Origin of the sequence: Leifsonia xyli subsp. xyli str. CTCB07 (genome assembly GCF_000007665.1) — a bacterium.
Taxonomy (GTDB): domain Bacteria; phylum Actinomycetota; class Actinomycetes; order Actinomycetales; family Microbacteriaceae; genus Leifsonia; species Leifsonia xyli_C.
This window is the reverse complement of record NC_006087.1, coordinates 2544252-2569370: the sequence shown is the minus strand read 5'-3', so window position 1 is coordinate 2569370 and position 25119 is coordinate 2544252. Positions and strand designations below refer to the sequence as shown.

Genomic DNA, 25119 nt, shown 5'->3' with positions numbered 1-25119 from the left:
GCACACGATGTACAACACTCCTGCTGCAGACCGTCTGTAGCCGCCAAGACCAAAGGAGGTGGGTTAGTCATGCATCAATACGAGCTGATGGTCATCCTCGATCCCGAGATCGACGAGCGCACCGTTGCTCCCAGCCTTGACAAGTTCCTCAACGTCGTCCGGAACGACGGTGGAACGATCGACAACGTCGACATCTGGGGTCGCCGCCGCCTGGCCTACGAGATCAACAAGAAGTCCGAGGGCATCTACGCCGTCGTGCAGCTCACCGCCACCGGTGACACCACGAAGGAGCTCGACCGCCAGCTGAAGCTCAGCGAGGCTGTCATGCGCACCAAGGTCCTCCGTGCCGACGAGGCGATCGCCCAGGTCGCGGCCGCTCAGAAGCGCGCCGACGAGAAGGCCGCCCGCAAGGCCGCCGCCGCCGAGAAGACGGTCACCGAGAAGGTCGGCGTCTAATCCCATGGCCGGCGAGACCGTCATCACCGTGGTGGGCAACCTCACGTCCGACCCTGAGCTGCGCTACACGCAGAACGGGCTGGCCGTTGCTAACTTCACCATCGCATCCACTCCCCGCACGTTCGACCGTCAGGCGAACGAGTGGAAGGACGGTGAGGCACTGTTCCTGCGCGCGAGCGTCTGGCGTGACTTCGCCGAGCATGTCGCAGGCTCGCTGACCAAGGGCTCACGTGTCATCGCCCAGGGCCGGCTCAAGCAGCGTTCCTATGAGACGAAGGAAGGCGAGAAGCGCACCTCCATCGAGCTTGAGATCGACGAAATCGGTCCGTCGCTGCGTTACGCCACCGCTCAGGTGACCCGCGCGCAGTCGTCGCGTGGTCCGGGTGGTCCGGGCGGATTCGGTGGCGGAGCTCCTGCCGTCGAAGAGCCGTGGGCGGCAACCGTTCCCGCGGACCCGTCTGCTGGAACCGATGTCTGGAACACCCCGGGCGCGTACAACGACGAGACTCCGTTCTAACGGGTCCCCAACACTCATATGCCCGCCGGCCTCGGCCGTGACGGGCGGAAAGCAAAGGAAATCATGGCTGGAAAGTCGAGCGGCGACCGCCGCAAGCCGATCCGCAAGGGCAAGGACGGGAAGAACGCCGCTCCGGCGAAGTCCGTCCGCGTCGGCGTCATTGACTACAAGGATGTCGCGACCTTGCGCAAGTTCATCTCCGAGCGTGGCAAGATCCGCGCCCTCCGCATCACCGGTGTCTCCGTCCAGGAGCAGCGCCTGATCGCCCGCGCCGTCAAGAACGCGCGCGAGATGGCTCTGCTTCCCTACGCCGGCTCCGGCCGTTAAGGAGTAGACACATGTCGAAGGTTATTCTCACGCACGAGGTCACCGGCCTCGGCTCCGCTGGCGACGTCGTCGAGGTCAAGGATGGCTACGCCCGCAATTACCTTGTTCCGCAGGGTTTCGCGATCTCGTGGACCCGCGGTGGCAAGAAGCAGGTCGAGCAAATTAAGGCGGCCCGCGCGGCTCGCGAGCTGCACTCGATGGAGGCCGCTCAGGAACTCAAAGCGAAGCTGGAGGCCACCCGCGTCAAGCTGGTCGTCAAGGCTGGCCGCGAAGGTCGTCTGTTCGGATCGGTGAAGACCGCGGATGTCGCCGAGGCCGTCAAAGCCGCCGGCATCGGCGAACTAGACAAGCGCAAAATCGAACTCCCCAACGCGATCAAAGCCGTCGGTGACCACGAGGCCACCGTGCGGCTGCACGAGGACCTCTCGGCCATGATCACCCTTCAGGTGGTCGCTGCCAATTAGCGATCTCGAAAGCAGAGTGTAGCGGCGGGCGAAGGCCCGCCGCTACACCTTTTTCGGGGAAGTTTGCCCAGCTTCATCCACAGTTCGACACGCCCGAATCTCAGCGCTTGCCACAGTGCCCAAAGAAGTTTTTCCTCACAGGATGCGGAAAGAAAAATCGCTGGTTAAGGTACATTTTAACACTAAAATTTTCTCTCTACCCACAGATCCATTCCCAACTTGTACACAAGCGTGGCGGCGTTTCCCGCAGATTGTCCACAAAGTTATCCACAGGCAAAGTTGTGGATGCTGGATCGGGGTTCGTAGGGTGATCGATGTCCAAGGTGGACATGGATGGGGAAGCGCGTCCGAGTGTCGGTGGTTGTTCGTATTCTGCCTCTGAGAGCGCGCTTCAGTGTTTTGTCAGCCCGCCAGAAGCGCGGTGCGGCGCGTCGGAGAACGCAATCAGGTGCCCGCGACTCACGTTAGAGGCAGTGCGAGAGCGTTTACCCGTCAGGCGTGCCGAAACAAGTGAGGAGAGAACGTGTCGATCGCCCACATCGGTCTCGCGGACGGCCGTGAACAGGGCGAGGACCGCTCCCCCGAGCGAACTCCGCCTCACGACCTCCTTGCGGAGCAGAGCGCTCTCGGCGGGATGCTGCTGAGCAAGGACGCCGTCGCCGATGTCGTCGAGGTCGTCCGTGGCACGGACTTCTACATCCCGAAGCACGAGATCGTCTACGACGCGATCCTGTCGCTCTACTCGCACGGCGAGCCGACCGATGTGATCACCGTGACCGATGAACTCACAAAACTGGGTGAGCTGTCGCGTGCGGGCGGAGCCGAATACCTGCACACCCTGACCAGTCTTGTTCCGACGGCGGCCAACGCCGGCTACTACGCTAATATCGTGGCCGAGAAGGCGCTGCTGCGCCGTCTGGTCGAGGCGGGCACCCGCATCACTCAGATGGGCTACAAGGCCGAGGGCGAGGTGCTCGACCTCGTCAACAACGCCCAGGCTGAGATCTACTCGGTGACCGGAACGCAGGAGGTGGAGGATTACGTCCCGCTGACGGAGGCGGTCACCGTCGCCATCGACGAGATCGAGGCGTCGAAGCACAAGGATGGCTCGATGACGGGTGTTCCCACGGGCTTCACCGAGCTCGATGAGCTGACCAATGGTTTGCACCCGGGTCAGATGATCATCGTCGCCGCGCGGCCCGCGCTGGGAAAGTCGACGCTCGCGCTCGACTTCGCCCGGGCAGCCGCCATCAAGCACGATCTGCCCACGATCTTCTTCTCGCTCGAGATGGGACGCAGCGAGATCGCGATGCGTTTGCTCTCCGCCGAGGCGACCGTCCCCCTTCAGCACATGCGGAAGGGCACGGTGGACAACCGCGACTGGACCACCATCGCGGCCACTCGGGGGCGCATCAACGACGCACCCCTCTACATCGACGACAGTCCCAATATGACTCTGGTCGAAATCCGGGCCAAGTGCCGTCGTCTGAAGCAGCGCGTCGGACTCAAGATGGTGATCATCGACTACCTGCAGTTGATGACGAGCGGTAAGCGGGTCGAGAGCCGTCAGCAGGAGGTCAGCGAGTTCTCGCGGGCGCTGAAGCTGCTCGCGAAGGAACTCCAGGTTCCGGTCATCGCGCTCTCCCAGCTGAACCGCGGTCCCGAGCAGCGTGCCGACAAACTCCCCGCTCTGAGCGATCTGCGCGAGTCCGGCTCGATCGAGCAGGACGCCGATGTCGTTGTGCTCCTCCACCGCGAGTCCGCCTATGAGAAGGACAACCCGCGTGCGGGCGAAGCCGATCTGATCGTGGCGAAGCACCGTAATGGACCGACAAAGACGGTTAAGGTCGCATTCCAGGGCATGTACTCGCGTTTCGCGGACATGGCGCCGATCTGACGAGTGTGAATGGCCTTACAGCGTGTACTCAGATTTTGGTGTCCGGATTGAGGGAAAGCTCGTAGCGGCCACCCCGGGAGAGTGAGGTGGTCTGCTCGGCAGATCGCCCTCTCGTTGGTCATGCTCCGGGAGTATGCCCAGGCAGGGCTGGCTGGACGGGCAACTCTCACCGCTTCCGCCGAGAGGCTCTGGGTGGAAGACGGCATCCTGCCCAGCGCTGCCGACCGGGTCGCCGTCGCCGAGATCGCACGCCCGGCGGACCGAGCCGACCGCTTGATCGAAGTCCACGGCGACACTTTCGTCGTCGTTCACACCGATCGATGCCCTCCGGGCCCGCGGTGTACGAGGCACCGGCCGCGGCGACGCCGCCGCAGCCGGTCTCCTTCGTCAGCGGCTCCTTCGTCAGTGGGCGGCCGCGACCGGTCGCCGCGGGGCGATCGGATGGTGCTGGTCGTGGCGCGTGCTGCGCTTGTTGGCGATGGTGACCTCGTCGCGGAGGTCCTGGTAGAGCCTGTTGACCGATTCGCGAAGATCCGCGGTCTCGTACCCGTCGCGCACACGGAAGACCAGTCCCCACACTGTCTCCTCGTAGAGGCGTGTCAGGACCATGTTGTCACAGACGCGGACGGCTGCGGCGAGAACGGTGCGGCAAGCGTCCGCCAGAGCCGCCGAATCGTTCTCGCCGAATTCCCGCAGGATGCGGTCCATTCCGGTTGAGCATTCGCGGCGCTCGGAGGGTGTCATCCGTGGTACAGCGATGCGGAGCACTCCGGAAAGCAGCGCCGCCAGCGTCTCAAGTGAGTCGGCGGCAGCGCGGGAGTCCGGGTCGGCGACCCGGGTGTAGCGGTTCGGAGCCATTTCGACGAGCCCGGCCCGCGAGAGCTCGTTGAGCGCATCGCGGATGGGGGTTCGTGAGACTCCGAGCCAACCTTGGAGCTCCTCGTCGTGGAGGCGCTCGCCCGGACAGAACGATCCGTCCAGGATCGCGCTCCGGATCGACTCCGCCACAGTGTCGCGGAGGAGTCGCCGAGGTGCGAGATCGACCTTGCTCGAGATGGGGACTGGCATGATGTTCGGCCTTCCTTCCAGGCTGAAACCGATTCAGTTAGGGAGGAGCTTACCCAAAGTATGCGGTACTTTAGATATAGTTTTCAAAATCATTCTTACGCATGATGCGCGCTGATAAACGAATCTCTATAACTAGGCGTATCAATTTCGTCCTGATTTCTCTGCTGCAGAGTGCCGGGGTCGCCGTCCTGTCCGTCATGGTTTTCGCCTGGCCGGCCCTCGAACTCCCCCGTCAGCCGTCTCGGCGCCGACCGGCGATGGCATGCGACGGCATCGGGGTGGCGCTGCTGCCGGGGGCCTTCTTGCTCGTCGCGTTCGCGGTCATAAGTGTTCTGGCGGGTCCGGAGGGACGTCCGGTGCGGGTGGCTAGTGTTCGGTGTCCTGGTGCGCCGGCGTTCAGAAGCCACCGGCGGCAGTGTCTGCCGGCTCAGGCGAACGCGCAGGAAGCCGCCAGCTAGACTGGGTGGGAAAACAGACTGAGAGAGGTCGCCGAGTGGCACCCGCCGTTCTTGCCCAACCGCCGGGGGGCTCCACCCCGAGCCGCACTTGGGCCGTCCCCGCCGTGCGCGCCGTCGTGGCGCTGGCCGCCGCGGTCGTCATCACCTTCACACGGGACGCGCACACCGTGGCCTTCGGGCTGACCGTCTTCGGTGCGTTCGCTGTGCTTGATGGACTCGCGACCGGCGTTCTCAGCCTTCTGTTCTCGTCGCGCGGCCTGACCCGGACGCTCTTCGTCGGCCAGGGCGTCCTCGGCGTCCTCGCCGGTGCGCTCGCCCTGGCGCTGCTCGGCAGCGGACTCGCGATGTTCCTCTACCTCGTGACTGTGTGGGGCGCCTTGGCCGGTTTCCTCGAGCTCTACAACGGCCTTGGTTCCCGCCACCGGGATGCCGCGGCCCGCGACTGGCTCATCACCGGCGCTCTCACCGCCGTGCTCGCGCTCGTGCTGCTGTTCGCGCCGGCCGATGCGGTGCTCGCTGTCGGCCTGTTCGGCGCGTGGGCCGTGATCGTCGGTGTGTTCCAGGGCATTGGGGCGGCGACGCTGCGATCCGCATCACGATTCGCGTCGCCGCAGCGGGCGGAGAGCGGATCGTGAGCGAACGCAGCCAGAAAGACTCCCCCGTGAGCGCCAGAATCGAACCCACCCGCCGTGACCGCTTCCTCCCGGTCGAGCTGCTCGCGATCTCCGGCGGTCTCGCCGTTTTCACCGGGCTGATTGTGCTGATGGCGACGCGCGAGCTCCTGATCGCCGGTGTGGCGTTCGGCATCGCGTTCATCGTTTCACTGCTGTCGGTGGCGCTGTTCGCGCTCGCCTTCAAACCGAACGAAGCCGAGGCGGAGGACATCCACGAGCAAGATGCCGAAGCGGCGGCGAAGGCTGCCGAGCGGTCGCAGCCTGAGGGCCGAACGGCTCCGGCTGGAGACGACGAGGCCCCGGGGATGGAGAAGCCCGCGGCGCACTGACCGCGGGCCCCCGGACTCGCCGCTCGTTCAGAGGCGGCCGACCAGCTGCGAGGCGAGGCCGATGTAGCCCGCCGGTGTGAGTTCCAGCAGACGGTTCTTGGCTGCCGGGCCGATGTCGAGGCCGGTGACGAACTCGGTCAGCGCGGCGTGGTCGACGCGCTTGCCGCGGGTCAGGCTCTTGAGCAGTGCGTACGGGTCTTCGATGGTCGAGCGGCCCGCTGTGACATCCGCGCGGATGACGGTCTGGATGGCTTCGGCCAGCACCTCCCAGTTGGTGTCGAGGTCCGCATCCAGGGCGTCCGCATCGAGCGAGATCTGGCCGAGTCCGCGCTGGATGTTGTCGAGCGCGAGCACGGAGTGGCCGATCCCGACGCCGATGTTGCGCTGCGCGCTGGAGTCGGTGAGGTCACGCTGGAGCCGGCTTGTGACCAGGTTGGCCGCGAGCGAGTCCAGGATGGCACTGGAGAGTTCGAGGTTCGCCTCGGCGTTCTCGAAGTGGATCGGGTTGACCTTGTGCGGCATGGTCGAAGATCCGGTGGCGCCGGGTTCGGGCGTCTGGCGGAAGTAGCCGAGCGAGATGTACGTCCAGATATCGGTGCAGAGGTTGTGCAGGACGCGGTTGGCGTGTGAGATACGCCCGTAAAGCTCCGCCTGCCAGTCGTGGGATTCGATCTGGGTGGTGAGGGGGTTCCAGTCGAGCCCGAGGCTGCGGACGAACTCTTCGGAGATCGCGAGCCAGTCGGCGGAGGGATCGGCGATGAGGTGCGCTGCGAAGGTGCCGGTCGCGCCGGAGAACTTGCCAAGGTATTCGGTCTGCTCGACCTGCTTGCGGATGCGTTCGAGACGGTGTGCGAAAACCGCGAGCTCCTTGCCCATCGTGGTGGGCGTCGCGGGCTGGCCGTGGGTCCGCGCGAGCATCGCGGCGTCGCGGTGCTGAGCGGCCTGCGCCCGCAATTCGGCGATCACGGCGCGGTAATTGGGTAGCCAGACCTCGTTGACGGCGGCGCTGACCGTGAGCGCGTAGGAGAGGTTATTGATGTCTTCGCTGGTCGCCGCGAAGTGCGTGAGTTCGGCGATGTGGTCCAGTCCGAGCGTGTGGAGGCGCTCACGAACGAGGTACTCGACGGCTTTGACATCGTGCTTGGTGGTCGCCTCCAGCTCGGCCAGCCGGTCGATCTCGGCCTGTCCGAAGCCGTCGGCCAGGGCCCGCAGCTGTCCGGCCTGCTCGGCGCTCAGCGGACTCGATCCGAACATCCGGTGGTTTGTGAGGTACAGGAGCCATTCGACCTCCACCTGAACGCGAGCACGGTTGAGGCCCGCCTCGGAGAGGTGGTCGCCGAGGCCGAGCACCGCCGGGCGGTAGCGTCCGTCTAGGGGGCTCAACGGCTGGGGAGGCAGGGCGGTCATGGGGCTCCTCGGAGTGGCTGCGCGGGGTGGACGCTCCCTATTCTCCCGCACTCACGGCCGGGCGTACGTTGTCAGCGAACCCCGCAGGCTCACCTCCGTGAGAGCGGGCGCAGGATGAGCCCGAACAGCCAGGCGATGATCCCCAGCGCCAGCGCGCCCAGAACGCCCGGCCAGAGGCCGGCGATGTGCAGCCCGAAGCCCATCGCATCGCTGATCCTTGACACGATCAGCAGGAGCAGGCCGTTCACGATCAGGCAGATGAGGCCGAGCGTCAGAATGTACAGCGGGAACGCGACGATCCGGATAGCGGTGCCGACGATCGCGTTCACCAGCCCGAAGATCACAGCGATGAGCAAATACGTCAGCACGGTCGCTGTCTCCGAGCCGGCGTAGGAGCGGACGGTCACCCCGCTGACGACGAAGGTTGTGAGCCACAGTGCGAAGGCGTTGATGATCGTCTTGAGCAGAAATCGCATGACGTCATCTTCGCAGGCGCTGCCCTCGGGGACAACGCCGGTGGATTCTCTCTCCTCCGTTCCCTGCGAAAGAGGCGCCCGGAGGTCGAAGCCGAAGAGGCCGCCACTGGCCGGGCGGACAACAGAGGATTCTCCCGCCGGAATGCCTGCGCGGCTAAGTTGGGTCTGTGACTGACGAGAACACGCCGCCGGTGCGGTTGCGGCCCGAGATCGTGGCCACTCCCGCCTACAGGCAGGGGCGGACGGCGGCGGCGGACGACTTCAAGCTGTCGAGCAACGAGAACCCGTATCCCCCGCTGGCCTCGGTGGTGGCGGCCGTCGGTGCGACGCTCGGCGGACTGAACCGGTATCCGGACGCGGGCGGCGCCGATCTGCGGGACAAGCTGGCCGAGCGGCACGGCGTGGACGTCGACCAGGTGCATCTGGGCAGCGGCTCCGTGGCGCTGCTGGCGCAGCTGATTCGCGCGGTGGCGGGAGCGGGCGATGAGGTCGTGTATTCGTGGCGGTCGTTCGAGGCGTATCCGGGATTGGCGACGGTCGCCGGCGCGACGAGCGTGCAGGTGCCGAACCGCGCCGACGGCGGGCACGACCTGCCGGCGCTCGCCGCGGCGATCACGGACCGTACGCGAGCCGTCATCGTCTGTACGCTCAATAACCCGACCGGCCCGGTCGTCACGGCGGCGGAGTTCGCCTCGTTCATGGCGGAGGTTCCGGGCGATCTGCTGGTTCTGCTGGATGAGGCGTACCACGAGTTCGAGACGGATGAGGCGGCGGTGAACGGCATCCCGTTGCTCTCGCGGCACCCGAACCTGGTCGTGCTGCGCACCTTCTCCAAGGCTTACGGGCTCGCTGCTCTGAGGATCGGCTACGCGGTCGGGCCGGCTGCGGTGCTGGATGCGGCGCGATCGGCCGCTCTCCCCCTGTCGGTGACCGATGCCGCCCGGGTCGCGGCTCTCGCTTCCATCGAGGCCGAGGATGAGCTGATGGAGCGGGTGGCGCGTATCGCGATGCGGCGTGACCGGTTGCGGGAGGCGCTCATCGAGCAGGGGTGGAGCGTTCCGCAGGCGCAGGGGAATTTCGTGTGGCTGGCCACCGGCGAGGAGACGGCCGCCGCGAGCGACGCCTTCTCGGCCGCGGGCCTGACCGTTCGGGCTTTTCCATCGGAGGGAATTCGGATCAGCGTCGGAGAGCACGAATATGTGGAAAGACCTGTTGAAGTCAGTGCCGATCTTGGAGGAAAGCTACCAAATGGCCACCCGGGTAAGCGGTTAGGTTAGAACGGTGGTTGCGACGAACGATACCCCGCGCCCGGCGAACACCGTCCAGCTGCTGACGTCAGACGGCCGTTTCCAGCCGAGCGAACCCGCTGGCGAGTACCTCCCCTACCTGGAGCGGCTCGACGAGAACGACTACCGCCGCTTCTACCGTGACATGGTCCGGGTCCGCGCGTTCGACCACGAGGCGGCGAACCTTCAGCGTCAGGGGCAGCTTGGGCTGTGGGTTCCGAGCCACGGGCAGGAGGGCGCTCAGGTGGGGTCCGCCTACGCAGCGCGACCGCAGGACAACATCTTCCCCTCTTATCGCGAGCATGTCATCGGGATGATCCGGGGGATCGACCCGGTCGGAATCATGGGACTGCTCCGCGGCGTCACGCACGGCGGCTGGGACCCGACGGATCCGGCGGTCGAGAATTTCCACCTCTACACACTCGTGATCGGCTCGCACACGCTGCACGCGACCGGGTACGCGATGGGTGTGAAGTTCGATGGCAAGGTCGGCACAGGCAACCCGGAGGCCGACGAGGCCGTCATCTGCTACTTCGGTGACGGCGCGACCAGCCAGGGGGATGTGAGCGAGGCGCTCGTGTTCGCCGCGAGCTACCAGACGCCGCAGGTGTTCTTCCTTCAGAACAACCAGTGGGCGATCTCGGTTCCGGTGAAGACGCAGTCGCGCACCCCCCTCTACCTGCGGAGCAGCGGGTTCGGCATTCCGGGTGTCCAGATCGACGGGAACGATGTGCTGGCGGCCTACGCGGTGACCGCGAAGCACCTGGACGATGCTCGCGGTGGCGAAGGCCCGAGCATGATCGAGGCTCTGACCTACCGGATGGGAGCGCACACGTCGAGCGATGATCCGACCAAGTACCGCACCGACGACGAAGTCAGGCACTGGGCCGAACGTGACCCGATCCTGCGCTTCCGGGCGTTCCTGGAACAGCAGGGCCTCGGCCAGACGTTCTTCGACAGTGCGGACGAAGAGGCGGCCGATCTGGCCGCCGATGTCCGGCGCCGCACTCTCGAGCTGACGCCGCCGCCGGCCGACAGCATGTTCGAGCATGTCTACAGTGAGCCGCATCCCGTGATGGAGGAGCAGCGGCGCTGGCTGGCGGAGTACGAAGCGTCGTTCGGAGGTGACGTGTGAACGAGACGAAAAGCGAGCCCGAGCTGGAAGTCGAGCCCCGGGAGCCCGAGCTGGCCGACACGCAGGCCCTCGACCTCGGAGAGATCGTGGCGGGTGAGCCGGGCCCCTGGCCGAGTGGAGAGCATGTCGCCGGTCAGGAGGCCGCCGGCGTGGAGCGGGCGCCCGCGCTCGCCGAACCCGAACCGCGCGTCCAGTCGCTCCCGATGGTCAAGGCCCTGAACGCGGGCCTGCGCCAGGCTCTCGTCGCAGACCCCAAGGTCCTCATCCTGGGGGAGGACGTCGGTCCGCTGGGCGGCGTCTTCCGGGTGACGGAAGGACTGCAGAGCGAGTTCGGCGCGAGCCGCGTGGTCGACACGCCGCTGGCCGAGGCCGGTATCGTCGGCACGGCGATCGGGCTCGCGATGCGCGGCTACCGGCCGGTGGTCGAGATCCAGTTCAATGGTTTCGTGTTCCCCGGATTCGACCAGATCACGACGCAGCTGGCGAAGATGGCCAACCGGCACAGCGGCGCGGTCTCGATGCCGGTCGTCATACGCATCCCGCACGGTGGCCACATCGGCGCGGTCGAGCACCACCAGGAGGCCCCGGAGGCGTACTTCGCGCACACCGCCGGACTGCGGATCGTCGCGCCGTCGACGCCGCACGATGCGTACTGGATGATCCAGGAGGCTATCGCCTCCGACGATCCCGTGATCTTCTTCGAGCCCATGAGCCGGTATTGGCCGAAGGGCGAGGTCGACACGCTTGAGAACCCGTTGCCGCTGCACGCCAGCCGGATCGTTCGCAGCGGAACGGATGCGACGATCGTGGCGTGGGCGGGGATGGTGCCCGTCGCTCTGCGCGCGGCCGAGATCGCGGCCGAGGAGGGACGCAGCCTGGAGGTCGTGGATCTGCGCTCGCTCGCCCCGATCGACTACGCCCCGGTCCTCCGTTCGGTGCAGAAGACGGGCCGCCTGGTCGTCGCACAGGAGGCGCCGGGCATCGTGTCCGTCGGCTCTGAGGTCGCCGCGGTCGTCGGCGAAAAGGCTTTCTACTCGCTGGAGGCCCCGGTGCTCCGGGTCGCGGGGTTCGACACCCCCTTCCCGCCGGCCAAACTCGAAAGTCTCTACCTGCCGGATGCGGACCGTATTCTTGAGGTCGTCGACCGTTCGCTCGCTTATTGAGCCGAGCCCGCTGACCGAGCCCGCCAACTGAAAGAAGACGTAGATGCGCGAGTCCCAGTTCCTTCTGCCCGATGTGGGCGAAGGCCTGACCGAGGCGGAGATTGTCTCCTGGAAGGTCGCGCCCGGCGATTCGGTCGCCGTCAATCAGGTGATCGTCGAGATCGAGACGGCGAAATCGCTGGTGGAGCTGCCCTCGCCGTTCGAGGGGACGGTCGGCGAGCTGCTGGTGGTCGAGGGGCAGACCGTCGAGGTGGGGACGCCGATCTTCACCGTGAACGGAGGCGAAGCCGATCATGGTGTGACCGAGCCTGCCGGTGAGGCGGAGCAGGCCGCGGTGGACGCCGCCGCGAGCGTCACCCACGAGAGCGAGGAGCCGAAGGCGGGCGCCGTGATCGTCGGCTACGGCTCCGCGGGACATGGGACGAGCCGCCGCCGGGTCACGCATCCCGGGGCCGCCGCTCGTCCGGCCGCTTTCCCGCCGGCCGAGTCGGCTGCGGAGCCGGGGCGGGCTCCGTCCACGCCGGTCCCGCCGTCGGGTGGCGGGCCGGTCATCGCCAAGCCGCCGATCCGGAAGCTCGCCAAGGATCTTGGCGTCGATCTGAGCACGGTGACGGCGACGGGAGCCATCGGCGAGGTGACACGGGAGGATGTTCTGCGGGAGGGGACGCAGGCCAGCGTTTTCCGCAACATCCAGACCCCGGAGTGGCCGGATGACCGCGAGGAGCGCATTCTGGTCAAGGGTGTGCGCAAGGCGATCGCGAACGCGATGGTCACGAGCGCGTTCAGCGCCCCGCACGTCAGCGTTTTCGTGGATGTGGACGCGACCCGCACCATGGAGTTCGTCAAGCGCCTCAAGAGCGCGCCTGATTTCGTCGGTGTGAAGGTCTCCCCGCTGCTCATCATGGCGAAGGCGATCGTGTGGGCGGTGCGGCGCAACCCCACGGTCAACTCGACCTGGACGGACGAGGAGATCATCGTCCGCCACTATGTGAACCTCGGTATCGCTGCCGCCACTCCGCGCGGGCTCATCGTGCCCAACGTCAAGGAGGCTCAGGGAATGAGCCTGCTCGAACTGGCCGGGGCGCTCGAAGAGCTCACCCTCACGGCGCGCGAGGGCAAGACGCAGCCGGCGGATATGGCGAACGGCACGATCACGATCACGAACATCGGCGTGTTCGGGATGGACACGGGGACGCCCATCCTGAACCCGGGCGAGGTCGGCATCGTGGCGCTTGGGACGATCAAGCAGAAGCCGTGGGTGGTGGATGGCGAGGTGCGTCCCCGATTCGTCACGACGCTCGGCGGCTCGTTCGACCACCGAGTCGTGGACGGAGACGTCGCATCCCGGTTCCTCGCTGATGTCGCCTCGATCATCGAGGAGCCCGCGCTGCTCCTTGATTGATTTTGACAATCATTATCAACATGTATTACGGTCTTACCCGATAGACCGACCATCCCACCCCGCCCCGACTTAGACAGGTCCCGCTCATGAAGCGTCCCATCCTCGCGCTCGCCGCCGCCGTCCTCGCTCTCGCCGGCTGCTCCGCCGCATCCCCGGCCGAATCCACCTCCGAGGGGAAGGTGCGCATCGTCGCCAGCACGAATGTGTACGGTGACATCGCGGCCAAGATCGCCGGCAGCACCGTCGAGATCACCTCCCTCATGACCGACCCCGCGCAGGACCCGCACTCGTTCGAGGCGAGTGCGCAGAGCCAGCTCGCCGTGAGCAAAGCCGAAATCCTGATCGAAAACGGCGGTGGGTACGACGACTTCATGGAGAAACTGCGGAACGGGGCGAAGAACCATGACGTTGCGGTCCTGAACGTCGTCGACCTCTCCGGCAAGAAGCCCGTCGACGGCGAGCTCAACGAGCACGTCTGGTACGACTTCCCCACCATTGAGAAACTCTCCACCGCCCTGGTCTCGGCTCTGTCCAAGGCCGACCCGGGACAGAAGGCGACGTTCGAGAAGAACGCTGAGACGTTCCGCGGCACGGTGGCCGAGCTGGAAAACCGCACCGCCGAGCTCAAGGCGACGTATACGGGCCAAGGCGTAGCCATTACCGAGCCGGTTCCGCTCTACCTGCTTCAGGCGATGGGGCTGCAAAACAAGACACCCGAGAAGTTCAGCGAAGCGATCGAGGAGGGCAGCGATGTGTCGCCATTGGTGCTGCAGCAGACGCTCGACCTCTTCAGCGGGCGAAGCGTGAAACTCCTCGCCTACAATGAGCAGACCAGCGGACCCGAGACCGAGAGTGTGCTCGCCGCCGCGAAACAGGTCGGCATTCCCGTCGTTCCGGTGACCGAGACCCTCCCGAGCGGCAAGGACTACATCGGCTGGATGAAGGCGAACATCGACGCCATGGCGGCGGCACTCGCGAAGTGAGCGAACCGATCGAACGGATGCCCGCGCCTGCCGAACGGGAGACCGTTCTCCGTCTCCGTGGCGCCTCCCTCGGTTTCGGTGCGCGCACGCTCTGGAGCGGCCTCGACCTCGACATCCACGCGGGTGAGTTCGTCGCTGTGCTCGGCCCCAACGGCTCCGGGAAGACCAGCCTGCTGAAGACGATCCTGGGACAGCAGCGGCTGGACTCCGGGACAGTCGAGCTGGGTGGGCGCCCTGTGCGCAGCGGCGATCGGAGCATCGGCTACATTCACCAGCAGAAGCTCCTCCCCGCGGGCACGCCCATGCGTGCCCGCGACCTCGTCACGCTCGGCGTGAACGGGCACCGCTGGGGCCTCCCGATCCTCCGCCGCGCGGACCGTCGGCAAGGTGAGCGGCTCGTGGACGCCGTGGGAGCTCGCCGCTACGCGGACACGCCCGTGGGGTCGCTCTCGGGGGGCGAGCAGCAGCGGCTCCGCGTCGCGCAGGCGCTCGCCGCAGACCCGGCCTTGCTCCTCTGCGACGAACCGCTCCTCTCCCTCGACCTTCAGCACCAGCGCGGTGTCAGCGAGCTGATCGACCGACGGCGTCGCGAGCACGCCAGCGCTGTGGTGTTCGTCACGCACGACATCAACCCGGTGCTCGGGATGGTCGATCGCGTCCTCTACCTGGCCGACGGCCGGTTCCGCACGGGCACGCCCGACGAGGTGCTGCGCAGCGACGTGCTGACAGACCTCTACGAAACACCGGTGGACGTCGTCCGGAGCCGCGGGCGCATCGTGGTCGTCGGCATCCCGGACTCCCAGATCCACAGCCACCACGACCACGGCCGGACGCCGCATCCGGAGCCGGCCGCATGAACGATCTCTGGTCGCAGCTGTTCACTTTCACGAACTACGGCGAACTCCTGACGCTCGTGCAGAACTCGCTCATCGCCGGAGCCGTGCTGGGGATCGTCGGCGGGGTCATCGGCGTCTTCGTGATGCAGCGCGACATGGCGTTCGCGGTCCACGGCATCAGCGAGCTGTCGTTCGCCGGGGCGTCGGCGGCGCTGCTGTTCGGAGCGAACGTGGTCGTCGGGTCGCTCGGAGGCTCACTCATCGCCGCCGTGCTGATCGGGCTGCTGGGTGCGAAAGCGCGCGATCGGAACTCGATCATCGCGGTGCTGATGCCGTTCGGGCTGGGCCTTGGCATCCTCTTCCTGGCCTTGTACCCCGGCAGGAGCGCCAACAAATTCGGCCTGCTCACCGGGCAGATCGTGACCGTCGACGACCCGCAGCTCGGTTGGCTGCTCGGCATCGGTGCGGTCGTGCTGATCGGGCTGCTGCTGATGTGGCGCCCTCTGATGTTCGACAGCCTGGATCCGGACGTCGCCGCCGCCCGCGGCGTCCCGACCCGCTTCGTCGCCCTCGCGTTCATGGTTCTGCTCGGCCTCGCCGTGGCGGTCTCGGTGCAGATCGTGGGCGCTCTGCTCGTTCTGTCCCTCCTGGTCACACCGGCCGCAGCTGCGATGCGTGTCACCTCGTCGCCGCTCCTGGTGACGTTGCTCAGCGTGGGCTTCGCCCTCGTCGCCGTGGTCGGGGGCATCCTGCTCGCGCTCGGGAAGCCGCTTCCGATCAGTCCCTACATCACCACCATCTCGTTCGTCATCTATGCGGTTTGCCGGCTCATCGGCCTCCGCGGCTCACGGCGATTCGTGATCCGCGCCAGCTAGCCTGGACGCATGGTGAAGCGCAACACCTGGCAGCGGGAAGCCGTTCGCGAGGCCCTGTCCTCGACCGAGGGCTTCATCAGCGCGCAAGGACTCCATCTCCGCCTCCACGAGGCGGGCTCCCCCATCGGCCTCGCGACGGTCTATCGCGCGCTCGCGGATCTCGCCGCGGAGGGGGACGCCGACTCGCTGCAATCGCCGGAGGGTGAGAGCCTCTACCGGGCGTGTACGAGCGGCCACCACCACCACTTGATCTGTCGCAACTGCGGCCTGACCGTGGAGATCGAGGCGGACGAGGTCGAAGCGTGGGCCCGGTCCGCCGCGGCGGACCACGGATTCAGCCAGGTGCAGCACGTGGTGGATGTGTTCGGGCTGTGCGCGGGGTGCTCGGCGAAGGCGGATTTGGCCGCATCGTCCGCTGTGCCGTAACATAGACGTTTGGCTGAGCGGGCTCCTCCTGCTCAGACCGCTCACGAAACCCCACCACCTCGCGGATGTGGGAAGTCGTGTGCCGACAAGTGACCTTGGGTGGGGCCGTCCGGCCTCACGGTATTGGAGAAGAAAGCAATGGCAGCAGTGTGCCAGGTGACAGGAGCCACTCCTGGCTTCGGTCACAGCATCTCGCACTCGCACCGTCGCACCAAGCGCCGGTTCGACCCGAACATTCAGAAGAAGACGTACTACGTTCCGTCGCTTCGCCGTAACGTGACCCTGACCCTGAGCGCCAAGGGCATCAAGGTCATCGACGCCCGTGGCATCGAGGCCGTCGTCAAGGACCTTCTGGCCCGTGGGGAGAAGATCTAATGGCAAAGCAGCAGGACGTCCGTCCGATCATCAAGCTCCGTTCGACGGCGGGCACCGGGTACACCTACGTGACCCGTAAGAACCGTCGCAACAACCCTGACCGTCTCGTGCTCAAGAAGTACGACCCCGTCGTGCGCAAGCACGTCGACTTCCGAGAGGAGCGCTAAGAATGGCTAAGAAGTCCAAGATCGCCAAGAACGAGCAGCGCAAGGTTGTCGTCGAGCGCTACGCCGCCAAGCGTGCCGAGCTCAAGAAAGCTCTGGTCGACCCGAATGGGACCGACGAGTCCCGCGAGGCCGCCCGTCTCGGCCTGCAGAAGCTCCCGCGCGACGCTTCGCCGATTCGCGTCCGCAACCGCGACGCTGTGGATGGCCGTCCCCGCGGAAACCTCAGCAAGTTCGGCATCTCGCGTGTCCGCTTCCGCGACATGGCGCACCGCGGCGAGCTGCCAGGCATCACCAAGTCCAGCTGGTAAGCGAAAGCGACACCGGTTGAGGGGGCGTCTGGCTGCGGCCGGGCGCCCCCTTGGCCTCCCCGGAAGGCGAGCGTCCGGGGAACCCGTCGAAATCCGCGTGTTTCCGGGGGTGTCTGATACATTCGAGGCGGTCGACCGACCAAACGTTACTGGCCCGCGTGGCCGTTCCACAGAGAAGCTGTAAATCCAGCAATAAGGTCCGAGGAGGACACCCAATGGCTGACAACCTGAACAAGACCGAACTCGTCTCCGCCGTCGCTGCGGCATCTGGTCAGAGCCAGGCCACCGTCGCCGCCGTCGTCGACGCGTTCTTCGCGACGGTCGCGGACACCGTCAAGGGTGGCGGCAAGGTCACCATCCCGGGCTGGCTCGCCGCCGAGCGCACGCAGACCGCCGCGCGCACCGGCCGCAACCCGCAGACCGGCGAGGAGATCTCGATCCCGGCCGGCCACCGCGTCAAGCTGACGGCGGGCTCGAAGCTCAAGGCTGCCGTTAAGTAGCCTTCGCACGCTTGCCTCGGGGGCGGCGTCGCAGCTGCGGCGCCGCCCCCGAGGTGTCTGCGCGGGTCTCTGCGCAGGCCGGCGGCGCACCGTAGGGTGGCCATCCAGCCCGCTCGCCGTAGGGTGAGAGGGTGTCTTGTCTGCTCCGCCTGATCGGCCCCGCCGCGCTCCTCCTCGCCGCCCTCGCGGCTGTGGTGGCCGCTCTCGCGTTCGGCGGCGGCGCTGCCGCCCCGCTGCTGCTCGACCCGGGCGCCGTGGTCCGCTGGGGTCTGCCCCTCTCGACCCTCATAGTCAACCTCAGCCTGGCCGGGACGGTCGGCGCGCTCGTCCTCTGCTGCTTCGCGTTCAGCTCGGACAGAGACGAGTACGGGAAGGCGCTCGATGTCGCGGCGGGATGCGCCGCTGTCCTCACGGTCGCTGCGGCGGTGACCGGCCTGTTCACCTTCGTCAGCGTCTCCACCGTGCCGCGGTCGCTCAATCGGAGTTTCACCAACGGCCTCAGCTTGTTCATCACCAGCGTCTCCCTCGGCCAGGCCTGGCTCGGCATTACTCTCATCGCCGCCGCCACGGTCCTCTGTTTCGCGGTGCGCAACCAGACCGCGGTCGTCTTCGTCACCCTCCTGGCGATGGCTGCGGTGGTGCCGATGGCGCAGCAGGGCCACAGCGCCGAAGCGGCCGGCCACGACGCTGCGGTCACCTCCTTCGGCCTGCACGTTCTCTTCGCCACTGTCTGGCTCGGCGGGCTCGCGACGCTCATCGCGATCAAACAGACGCTCGATGGCGAACGGCTCCTCGCCGTGCTCGAGCGCTACTCCACGATCGCGCTCATCGCCTTCATCGTCGTGGCGGTCTCCGGTTATGTGAACGCCGAGCTGCGTGTCGGGACGCTCGCTGAGCTGACGACACCGTACGGCATCCTGGTGCTTGTCAAGGTCGCCGTTCTGGTCGCGCTCGGTCTGTTCGGCGTGACGCAGCGCCGCCTCCTCATCGACCGGTTGCGGCGCACCGGCAAGCGCGGAGCCTTCTGGTGGATCGTGAGCGCCGAACTCGCGTTCATGGGCGTCGCCTCCGGTGTCGCCGCGGCCCTCGCCCGTACGGTGACGCCGGTCCCTCAGACGCGGGCGTCGGCTCCGACGCCCGCCGAGATTCTGACCGGTGAGAGGCTTCCGTCCGAGCTGACCTTCGGCCGGCTCTTCACGAGCTGGAACGTCGATCTGCTCTGGGCGCTCGCCTGCGCCTTCGCCCTCTTCTTCTACCTCGCCGGGGTGTGGCGGCTGCGCAAGCGCGGCGATCGGTGGCCGGTCCACCGCACCATCCTGTGGACGTTCGGCATCGTGCTCCTCTTCTTCGTCACCAGCGGCGGCGTGAATGTCTACGAGAAATATATCTTCTTGGTGCATATGTCTGCCCACATGGTGCTGACGATGGCTGTGCCGCTCCTGCTCGTCCCCGGAGCCCCGGTGACCCTGGCCGTACGTGCCATCAAGAAGCGCACCGATGGTTCACGCGGTGGCCGCGAGTGGACACTGCTCGCTGTCCACTCCCGTTTCGCCGGCGTCATCGCCAACCCCCTTGTCGCGGCCGTTCTCTTCGCCGGGTCGCTCTGGGCGTTCTATTACACGCCGATCTTCCGCTGGGCGACCACCGACCACATCGGCCACGAGTGGATGATCGTCCACTTCCTCATCACCGGTTACCTCTTCGTGCAGTCTTTGATCGGCATCGACCCGGTCAAGTACCGGCTGCCGTATCCCTTCCGGTTGCTGCTGCTGCTCGCGACGATGGCCTTCCACGCCTTCTTCGGACTGTCGATCATGCAGATGAACGGGCTGCTGCTGGCCGACTGGTTCGGCGCGATGGGCCGCACCTGGGGCGCCGCCCCCCTGGCCGACCAGCAGACCGGTGGCGGGATCGCCTGGAGCATCGGTGAGATCCCGACGGTCATCCTCGCCATCGTCGTCGCCATCCAGTGGAGCCGTAGCGATGACCGCGAAACCAAGCGGCGCGATCGCAATGCCGATCGAACCGGCGAAGCAGAGCTGAAGGCGTACAACGAACGACTGGCTCGGCTGCACGGGGCGGCGCTAGAGGAGCCCCCTATCTCGCGACCACGATCCTCAGCGACCCGTCCGGCCGGATCGTGACGCTGGTCAGCGACACCGTCATCCGCTCGTCCGACTCGCGCTGCTGGACCGTTCCATCGAAGAGGGACTGCACGGTCACGGAGAGATGCACGACCCCGCCGCTCTGGTCTATCGTCCAGGCTGTAGCGCCGGGATGGAGACGGACTTCGGGATAGGCGACCATCCTCCAGGCTGGAGCGCCCTGGACCCGGTCGTCGATGTCGACACCGAACGGGCAGCCAGCCGGTTGCAGCACCCGTTGCCTCGCGCACTGATCCAGGAAGCTGTTCAGCTGTTTCTGCACGGCTGCCGCGAATCGGGGAGTGGGCTGCGCGTTGATGGTCGTCTCGACAACGCGACCGGGCACGCCGGTCACGACAGCGGGTGCGGCAGACGAGTACGCCGAGGTGTGACCGAAATCGTAGCGGGCCGGGGCCAGAACGAGATAGTCCGCCGAGAGGGTGAAGGCGTCGGGTGGCTGGCCGGGTGCGGCGGCGCGCGGGGAGAGCGTATGGCCGGCGATCGTGAAGCTGTCCGCGTGGGCGACGGCGATGCGGGCGACGGACAGCGGAGTGGTGGCGAACGACCAAGTGGGCAGGATGCCGAGCACCGATCCGGACGGCCGGACAGCGAAGGTCGCCGTCACCGGTCTGCCGTCCACCCGGGCCCGGGCGGCGACGTGGTGCTCGCCGGAGGCCAGCTTCCGATCGGAGACGATCGCGATGTCGGTCAGCTGTGGGAGGACATCGCTGCGGAGCAGTTCACGGGAGGCGTTCTCCGGGAGGCCGGCCTGTTTCAGCGCGTCCGGTGTCGGAGCCGCTCCCGGCATGGAGACGGCAGCGCGGACATCGTGGTCGGCGATCGCCTCCAGGTAGCTCGTCACGAAGCCGCTGGGTGAGTAGAACGTGCGCTGGACGGCGCCGAGTGCGTCGGCGAAAGCCAGCAGCAGGAGGAGACTGACGCCCGACCAGAGGAGCGCGGGGCGCATCCTGACGCTTGTGCCCTCCCCACCCATGAAGCCATCCTAGGGGTCTGTGGATAACGCGGCGCGGGCGCGGCGGGGGTTAGAGTGGTTCGGCAGGCGCGAGCGGAAGGGACTCGGATGGGCCGACTCTCGCTCTCCCCCGAACAGCAGGCCGTCTTCGAGCTCATTGAGCACACCCGCGAACACGTCTTCGTCACGGGCCGCGCTGGAACGGGCAAGTCCACGCTGCTCAACCACCTCTCCTGGAACACCGAGAAATCGATCGTCATCTCGGCGCCCACCGGGGTCGCCGCGCTGAACGTGGGTGGCCAGACCATCCACTCGCTGTTCCGGCTGCCGATCGGCGTCGTCGCCGATCACGACATCGAGCAGAGTGCCGATCTCCGGAAACTGCTCAACACGATCGACACCCTGATCGTCGACGAGGTCTCGATGGTCAACGCCGACCTGATGGACGCGGTGGATCGCAGCCTCCGCCAGGCCCGCCAGCGCACCGCCGAGCCGTTCGGCGGTGTTCAGGTGGTGCTGTTCGGCGATCCCTATCAGCTGGCCCCGGTGCCGGGAGACCGGGAGGAACGCGTGTACTTCCGTGACACCTACCGGTCGATGTGGTTCTTCGACGCGACGGTGTGGCGTGAGGCGGACTTGAAGATCGTGGAGCTGCTTCAGGTCCACCGCCAGCACGAGTCGGATTTCCGTTTCATGCTGAACGCTGTCCGTCACGGCCAGGTCACCAAGGAGATCGCCGACCGTCTCAACGAGACCGGCGCCCGCCCGGCTCCGAGCGAGGGTACCATCACCCTCGCGACGCGCAACGACACCGTCAACCGCATCAACGCACAGGCGCTTGAACGCCTGCCGGGGCGCGCGCTCACCGCTCAAGCGGACGTCAGCGGCGACTTCGGCGGACGCGCCTTCCCAGCCGATGACGTTCTTGAGCTGAAAGTCGGCGCTCAGGTCATGTTCCTGCGCAACGACGTCGGGCAGGGCGATGGCCCTCGCTGGGTCAACGGCACCATTGGAACGGTCACACGGATCGACTCGACTGTCTACGTGGACGTGGACGGCGACATCCACGAGGTGGAGCCTGCCCTCTGGGAAAAATACAAGTACACCTACTCCCCCGAGACGAAGACGTTGACGAAAGACGTCGTGGCGGAGTTCACGCAGTTCCCGCTGCGGCTGGCGTGGGCGGTCACCATCCACAAATCGCAGGGCAAGACCTACGATTCGGCGATTGTGGATCTGGGGACACGCGCTTTCACCCCCGGGCAGACCTACGTCGCGCTGAGCCGCATCACGACGCTCGAGGGGCTCTACCTGACCCGCTCGCTTCGTCCGAGCGACATCGCAGTGGACCCCGATGTCGAGCGCTTCATGCGGGACGCCCGCCCGGCTCGGGTCTCGGCGGCCGGCTGAGGCCTCGCTACCGGAGCCAGATGACGACGGTCAGGAGCGCGGCGAACAGAGCGGCGCTTCCGGAGGCGAGCAGGAGTGTCCGGCGTGTGATCGGATGCGCCGTCTTCGGGCGTTCGGTCGCCCGCTGAGGGGCGGGCGCGGCCCGGCCGCGGGAGATGGCTCCACCGGGCCCTGCCCGTGCGCTGTGGCCGATCCCCACCCGTCGGGCGCGCTGCTCGCGGGGTCGGCGAACCACGACACCGGCCTTGAGGGCTTCGTCAGGCGATCCCAGACCGACGGGGCGGCCGGGGGGCGGTCAGCCCCCGGCATCGCGAGGGGGAGGGAGCGCCTGAGGGGAGGAAGCGGCTGCTCGGCGAAGGTGGGGAAGCCGTCGGCTGTCGTGGTCGGCAGGTCGGCGAGACCCGCACGGGTCAGGCGGGCGGAGAGTTCGAACGCCTCCAGGCGATCGAGGTGGAGGGGCTCGGGGAGAATCGGGTTGCGGACGCCGGGTGCCTCTGGTTCGGGAAGGGCCTCTGGTTGGGGAAGGATCGGCGGGAAGGAGACGAGGTCGGCGGCGGGTTTGGCCGAGAACTCTGGAGTGACGCCGGGGAGGGGGGGCGAGGTCGAGTCGAACCAGGGGTTCAGGTCCGGAGAAGTCCGCTGCCGGTGCTGGGGCCGCGGGGCCGGGGCCGGCGAGGAGAGGCGCGCCGGTGTGAGGCTCGGGGGACCGATCGGACTGCGCCACCGGATCCGGGGCTGTGTCGAGCTGCGGGGAGGGGCCGGGATCGGCGATCGGGTGCAGCGTGGGTTCGGGTTCGCGGCTGGCAACGGGCTTGGGCGCGTCATCGGCTGCGGCCTCGGAGCGGGACCAGGGGGCGAAGCCGGCGCCGGGATCGTACGCCGGGGCGGGACCGGTGGGTGGGTCGATGTCCGCCGCGGGCTCGGTGGGCGGGGGCGGAGGGGCGTGGCTGGGCTCGGGATCGGGGATTGCGTGGGGTGGCGGGGCAGACGGGCCCGTCGCCGTCGGGCCGGGGCTGGTCTCCCTTTCGGCGACATCCATTGCGTCACCTCTGTTTGTGTCCTCCGCTGTGTGCGCAGCCTCGGTTTTCACGAATGTCGCCGCAGTGGTCGCCGTCTCGTCGAGCGCGACGGGGCGTTTCGCTCTGGTCGGCTTGCGCGTCGACGCATCCGGGACGGCGCGGGTGGCTCGGACGGGTGGGCGTCCTGGAGTCGAGGGGATCGGGCGTTCGGCGGACATGCGGCTCCTCGGAAGGCGGTGTCTCTCCCATAGTAGCCAGTGTGGAATCCGGTATCACTGATTTGATATCCTTTCCAAAATCAAAGGACGGTCGGCGGTGGCGTCCTTGAATCAGAACACCCGAAGGTATGATGTCTGAGCTCTGGGGCCTGGAGTTGCGCGCTCCGTGCATGGTCGCGATCGCGCGCGACCGATCCGCCGACGCAGCATTCCAGTTGCAGGATAGCGGATCGGGGATCATCCAGCTCGTCATCGGCGGGCAGGTCGCCGTGCGACTGGGGCTGGTGTCCGGTGCCGAGATCGATGTCCTGGACGCGTCGCTCGGGGAGACCGTATACGATGAGGTCGTTCGGCTCGCGCGCCTGCCGCAGCTGCCCGCGGAGAACGCGTTCGAGGCGGAGGGCTCCGGGGAGGATGCCGGCGAGCCCGTCGGCAAGGACCTTTTGGCGGTCGGCCCCACGGGTGACGGCTCTGCGGGCGATGGCCTCGCAGAGAAGGACGCCCACCCGGCCACCGCCGAGGATCTCGGCAGCGTCCGCCTCGCGGATCACGACGTCACGACCGGCGAGACCCGGATCGAGGGCGAGCCGAGCGGCGACGACAGCCAGGAGACCGGCAGCGCCGATCGGACCATCCCCGTCGGCATGCCTGCTCCCCTCGTCCCCGCGCCCCTCCCCCGCCCGATTTCGCAGCCACCGTCGTGAGTGCGCCGCTTCCCGTGCCCGGTGACCTCGACGCGACCATTGTGGGTGGCTGGTTCGCTGCGGCGCCCGCGTATCAGCCCCGCCGAACCGCCGTTCGCCCCGGCCTGCGCGGATCCGTGTCACCGACGCGACCGGTGCGGTCGAACACGAGCTCGCCGGTGTGACGTACGTCGGCCGGAACCCCTCGCTCCCGGCCGAAGCCGACGAGCGGCGGTCGTCGCTGGTCGCGGTCGGTTCCGGGACCGGGACGGTGGAGGAGACCCACGCGCAACTCACCGCGGGTGACGGGCTGGTGCTGGTCCGCGATCTCTGGTCCGCGGGCGGCACGATGGTCGAGCAGCCGAACGGGGCGGTGTTCCGGCTGAGTCCGGGTGAGCAGATCCCGGTGGCGCGCGGGGCTCGGATCCTGCTGGGCGACGGCGTCGTCCTCGAGACGGTGGGGTTGAGCCGTGGCATCCCGGCTGCCTCAGCCCGTGCCGGTGCTGGCGGGCTACACCGCTGTGCGGCCGATCGGGTCGGGGGGGTTTCGCGGATGTCTACCTCTACGAACAGGGGATGCCGCGGAGGGAGGTCGCGGTGAAGGTGCTGCTGACCGAAGTGTCGAGTGTCGACGTGCGGGAGATGTTCCTGTCGGAGGCGACGCTCATGGCACGGCTGTCGGCGCATCCATCGGCGCTCACGATCTACGAGGCGAGTGTCAGAGCGGCCGGCCGGCCGTACCTGGTGATGGAATACTGCCCCGGGTCTTACGGCCAGCGATTCCGGACGGAGCGGCTGCCCGTGCATGAGGTGCTGCAGGTCGCGGTGGCCGTGGGGAGTGTGCTCGAGACGACGCACCGCGGCGGGGTGTTGCACCGGGATGTGAAACCGGCGAACATTCTGATCACCGCCTACGGGAAGCCCGTGCTGGCCGGGGAGACGAGCGGGACAGTCGCCTCCGAGGTGTGGGCGTTCTGCGCTACGGTCTACAGCCTGCTGGCCGGCCGTTCGCCGTTCGAGCTTACCGGGCAGGCCAACACACGTGACGACGTGCAGCGCCGGGTCCTGGGCCGCCGGCCCGCGCCGCCGATCGGGCGGGAGGATGTGACTCCGGCGCTGGAGGAGCTGCTGGCGAGCGGGCTC

The 25119-nt window shown here is 67.1% G+C and carries 28 protein-coding genes and 1 pseudogene; 24 read left to right on the top strand and 5 right to left on the bottom strand.

Going from position 1 to position 25119, the window contains the following annotated elements; all coding sequences use genetic code 11:
* Window positions 1-69: 69 nt before the first annotated feature.
* The 5 genes from rpsF (at window position 70) to dnaB (ending at window position 3661) form a co-directional block, all read left to right on the top strand.
* On the top strand, window positions 70-456 hold the full coding sequence (rpsF, locus tag LXX_RS12345; protein ID WP_011187104.1) for a 30S ribosomal protein S6: 387 nt from the start codon (window positions 70-72) through the stop codon (window positions 454-456).
* 4 nt (window positions 457-460) lie between these two features.
* The gene (locus LXX_RS12340; RefSeq protein WP_011187103.1) at window positions 461-973 is read left to right on the top strand and encodes a single-stranded DNA-binding protein; all 513 of its coding nucleotides are present in this window, start codon (window positions 461-463) and stop codon (window positions 971-973) included.
* 63 nt (window positions 974-1036) lie between these two features.
* The gene (rpsR, locus tag LXX_RS12335; RefSeq protein WP_011187102.1) at window positions 1037-1300 is read left to right on the top strand and encodes a 30S ribosomal protein S18; all 264 of its coding nucleotides are present in this window, start codon (window positions 1037-1039) and stop codon (window positions 1298-1300) included.
* A gap of 11 nt (window positions 1301-1311) precedes the next feature.
* On the top strand, window positions 1312-1764 hold the full coding sequence (rplI, locus tag LXX_RS12330) for a 50S ribosomal protein L9 (RefSeq protein WP_011187101.1): 453 nt from the start codon (window positions 1312-1314) through the stop codon (window positions 1762-1764).
* Between the two features lie 523 nt (window positions 1765-2287).
* A complete protein-coding gene (dnaB, locus tag LXX_RS12325) occupies window positions 2288-3661 on the top strand; it encodes a replicative DNA helicase (RefSeq protein ID WP_011187100.1) in 1374 nt (457 codons plus the stop codon).
* Between the two features lie 402 nt (window positions 3662-4063).
* Here dnaB and LXX_RS13035 read toward each other — a convergent pair whose 3' ends face one another.
* Window positions 4064-4729: a GntR family transcriptional regulator gene (locus tag LXX_RS13035; RefSeq protein ID WP_011187099.1), complete on the bottom strand. Its 666-nt coding sequence runs from the start codon at window positions 4727-4729 to the stop codon at window positions 4064-4066.
* Window positions 4730-5222: 493 nt separating this feature from the next.
* Here LXX_RS13035 and LXX_RS12315 point away from each other — a divergent pair, with 493 nt between their 5' ends.
* Together LXX_RS12315 and LXX_RS13890 are read left to right on the top strand one after the other, a co-directional pair.
* Complete coding sequence (locus tag LXX_RS12315) at window positions 5223-5822, top strand: DUF308 domain-containing protein (RefSeq protein ID WP_041767975.1); 600 nt, start codon at window positions 5223-5225, stop codon at window positions 5820-5822.
* On the top strand, window positions 5819-6190 hold the full coding sequence (locus tag LXX_RS13890) for a hypothetical protein (RefSeq protein WP_050737969.1): 372 nt from the start codon (window positions 5819-5821) through the stop codon (window positions 6188-6190). Before LXX_RS12315 ends, LXX_RS13890 begins: the two co-directional genes overlap by 4 nt.
* Window positions 6191-6217: 27 nt before the next feature.
* Here LXX_RS13890 and purB read toward each other — a convergent pair whose 3' ends face one another.
* Together purB and LXX_RS12300 are read right to left on the bottom strand one after the other, a co-directional pair.
* On the bottom strand, window positions 6218-7597 hold the full coding sequence (purB, locus tag LXX_RS12305) for an adenylosuccinate lyase (RefSeq protein ID WP_011187097.1): 1380 nt from the start codon (window positions 7595-7597) through the stop codon (window positions 6218-6220).
* An 89-nt stretch (window positions 7598-7686) separates the two neighbouring features.
* Window positions 7687-8073, bottom strand: coding sequence for a phage holin family protein (locus LXX_RS12300; protein WP_011187096.1), 387 nt, complete (start codon window positions 8071-8073; stop codon window positions 7687-7689).
* 167 nt (window positions 8074-8240) lie between these two features.
* Here LXX_RS12300 and LXX_RS12295 point away from each other — a divergent pair, with 167 nt between their 5' ends.
* The 13 genes from LXX_RS12295 (at window position 8241) to LXX_RS12235 (ending at window position 19673) form a co-directional block, all read left to right on the top strand.
* Window positions 8241-9350, top strand: coding sequence for a pyridoxal phosphate-dependent aminotransferase (locus tag LXX_RS12295; RefSeq protein ID WP_041767974.1), 1110 nt, complete (start codon window positions 8241-8243; stop codon window positions 9348-9350).
* Window positions 9351-9354: 4 nt separating this feature from the next.
* Window positions 9355-10494: a pyruvate dehydrogenase (acetyl-transferring) E1 component subunit alpha gene (gene pdhA, locus LXX_RS12290; RefSeq protein ID WP_011187094.1), complete on the top strand. Its 1140-nt coding sequence runs from the start codon at window positions 9355-9357 to the stop codon at window positions 10492-10494.
* Window positions 10495-10697: 203 nt separating this feature from the next.
* Window positions 10698-11657 carry an alpha-ketoacid dehydrogenase subunit beta gene (locus LXX_RS12285; protein ID WP_041768622.1) on the top strand — a complete coding sequence of 320 codons (960 nt, stop codon included), beginning with the start codon at window positions 10698-10700 and terminating at the stop codon, window positions 11655-11657.
* A 43-nt stretch (window positions 11658-11700) separates the two neighbouring features.
* Window positions 11701-13059 (top strand): dihydrolipoamide acetyltransferase family protein, encoded by a 1359-nt coding sequence (locus tag LXX_RS12280; RefSeq protein ID WP_011187092.1) that lies wholly within the window; start codon window positions 11701-11703, stop codon window positions 13057-13059.
* An 86-nt stretch (window positions 13060-13145) separates the two neighbouring features.
* Window positions 13146-14042, top strand: a complete 897-nt coding sequence (locus tag LXX_RS12275; RefSeq protein WP_011187091.1) for a metal ABC transporter solute-binding protein, Zn/Mn family — start codon at window positions 13146-13148, stop codon at window positions 14040-14042.
* 17 nt (window positions 14043-14059) lie between these two features.
* On the top strand, window positions 14060-14899 hold the full coding sequence (locus tag LXX_RS12270; protein ID WP_011187090.1) for a metal ABC transporter ATP-binding protein: 840 nt from the start codon (window positions 14060-14062) through the stop codon (window positions 14897-14899).
* Complete coding sequence (locus LXX_RS12265) at window positions 14896-15753, top strand: metal ABC transporter permease (RefSeq protein WP_011187089.1); 858 nt, start codon at window positions 14896-14898, stop codon at window positions 15751-15753. The genes LXX_RS12270 and LXX_RS12265 overlap by 4 nt, the downstream gene beginning before the upstream one ends.
* 9 nt (window positions 15754-15762) lie before the next feature.
* Entirely contained in the window at window positions 15763-16179 is a 417-nt protein-coding gene (locus LXX_RS12260; protein WP_011187088.1) for a Fur family transcriptional regulator, read from the top strand.
* Between the two features lie 138 nt (window positions 16180-16317).
* Window positions 16318-16554, top strand: a complete 237-nt coding sequence (gene rpmB / locus LXX_RS12255) for a 50S ribosomal protein L28 (protein WP_011187087.1) — start codon at window positions 16318-16320, stop codon at window positions 16552-16554.
* Window positions 16554-16721, top strand: a complete 168-nt coding sequence (gene rpmG / locus LXX_RS12250) for a 50S ribosomal protein L33 (RefSeq protein WP_011187086.1) — start codon at window positions 16554-16556, stop codon at window positions 16719-16721. Before rpmB ends, rpmG begins: the two co-directional genes overlap by 1 nt.
* A 2-nt stretch (window positions 16722-16723) precedes the next feature.
* Window positions 16724-17029 carry a 30S ribosomal protein S14 gene (gene rpsN, locus LXX_RS12245; RefSeq protein WP_011187085.1) on the top strand — a complete coding sequence of 102 codons (306 nt, stop codon included), beginning with the start codon at window positions 16724-16726 and terminating at the stop codon, window positions 17027-17029.
* Window positions 17030-17244: 215 nt separating this feature from the next.
* Window positions 17245-17529 carry an HU family DNA-binding protein gene (locus LXX_RS12240; RefSeq protein ID WP_011187084.1) on the top strand — a complete coding sequence of 95 codons (285 nt, stop codon included), beginning with the start codon at window positions 17245-17247 and terminating at the stop codon, window positions 17527-17529.
* A 131-nt stretch (window positions 17530-17660) separates the two neighbouring features.
* Window positions 17661-19673 (top strand): cytochrome c oxidase assembly protein, encoded by a 2013-nt coding sequence (locus LXX_RS12235; RefSeq protein WP_011187083.1) that lies wholly within the window; start codon window positions 17661-17663, stop codon window positions 19671-19673.
* Here LXX_RS12235 and LXX_RS12230 read toward each other — a convergent pair.
* Entirely contained in the window at window positions 19627-20667 is a 1041-nt protein-coding gene (locus LXX_RS12230; RefSeq protein ID WP_011187082.1) for a hypothetical protein, read from the bottom strand. The genes LXX_RS12235 and LXX_RS12230 overlap by 47 nt on opposite strands.
* 87 nt (window positions 20668-20754) lie before the next feature.
* On the opposite strand from LXX_RS12230, the gene LXX_RS12225 reads away from it, so the two are divergent.
* Window positions 20755-22056, top strand: coding sequence for an ATP-dependent DNA helicase (locus tag LXX_RS12225; RefSeq protein WP_041767968.1), 1302 nt, complete (start codon window positions 20755-20757; stop codon window positions 22054-22056).
* A gap of 7 nt (window positions 22057-22063) precedes the next feature.
* On the opposite strand, the gene LXX_RS12220 is transcribed toward LXX_RS12225, so the two are convergent.
* Complete coding sequence (locus LXX_RS12220; protein WP_141692939.1) at window positions 22064-22291, bottom strand: hypothetical protein; 228 nt, start codon at window positions 22289-22291, stop codon at window positions 22064-22066.
* Between the two features lie 1130 nt (window positions 22292-23421).
* Here LXX_RS12220 and LXX_RS12215 point away from each other — a divergent pair.
* The 3 genes and pseudogenes from LXX_RS12215 to LXX_RS16990 form a co-directional block, all read left to right on the top strand.
* Entirely contained in the window at window positions 23422-23997 is a 576-nt protein-coding gene (locus tag LXX_RS12215; RefSeq protein WP_141692938.1) for a hypothetical protein, read from the top strand.
* 160 nt (window positions 23998-24157) lie between these two features.
* A complete protein-coding gene (locus LXX_RS13025) occupies window positions 24158-24577 on the top strand; it encodes an FHA domain-containing protein (RefSeq protein WP_011187081.1) in 420 nt (139 codons plus the stop codon).
* Window positions 24553-24828, top strand: a pseudogene (locus LXX_RS16990) (protein kinase); the annotation flags it as partial. The gene LXX_RS13025 and the pseudogene LXX_RS16990, both read left to right, overlap by 25 nt.
* Between the last annotated feature and the right edge of the window lie 291 nt (window positions 24829-25119).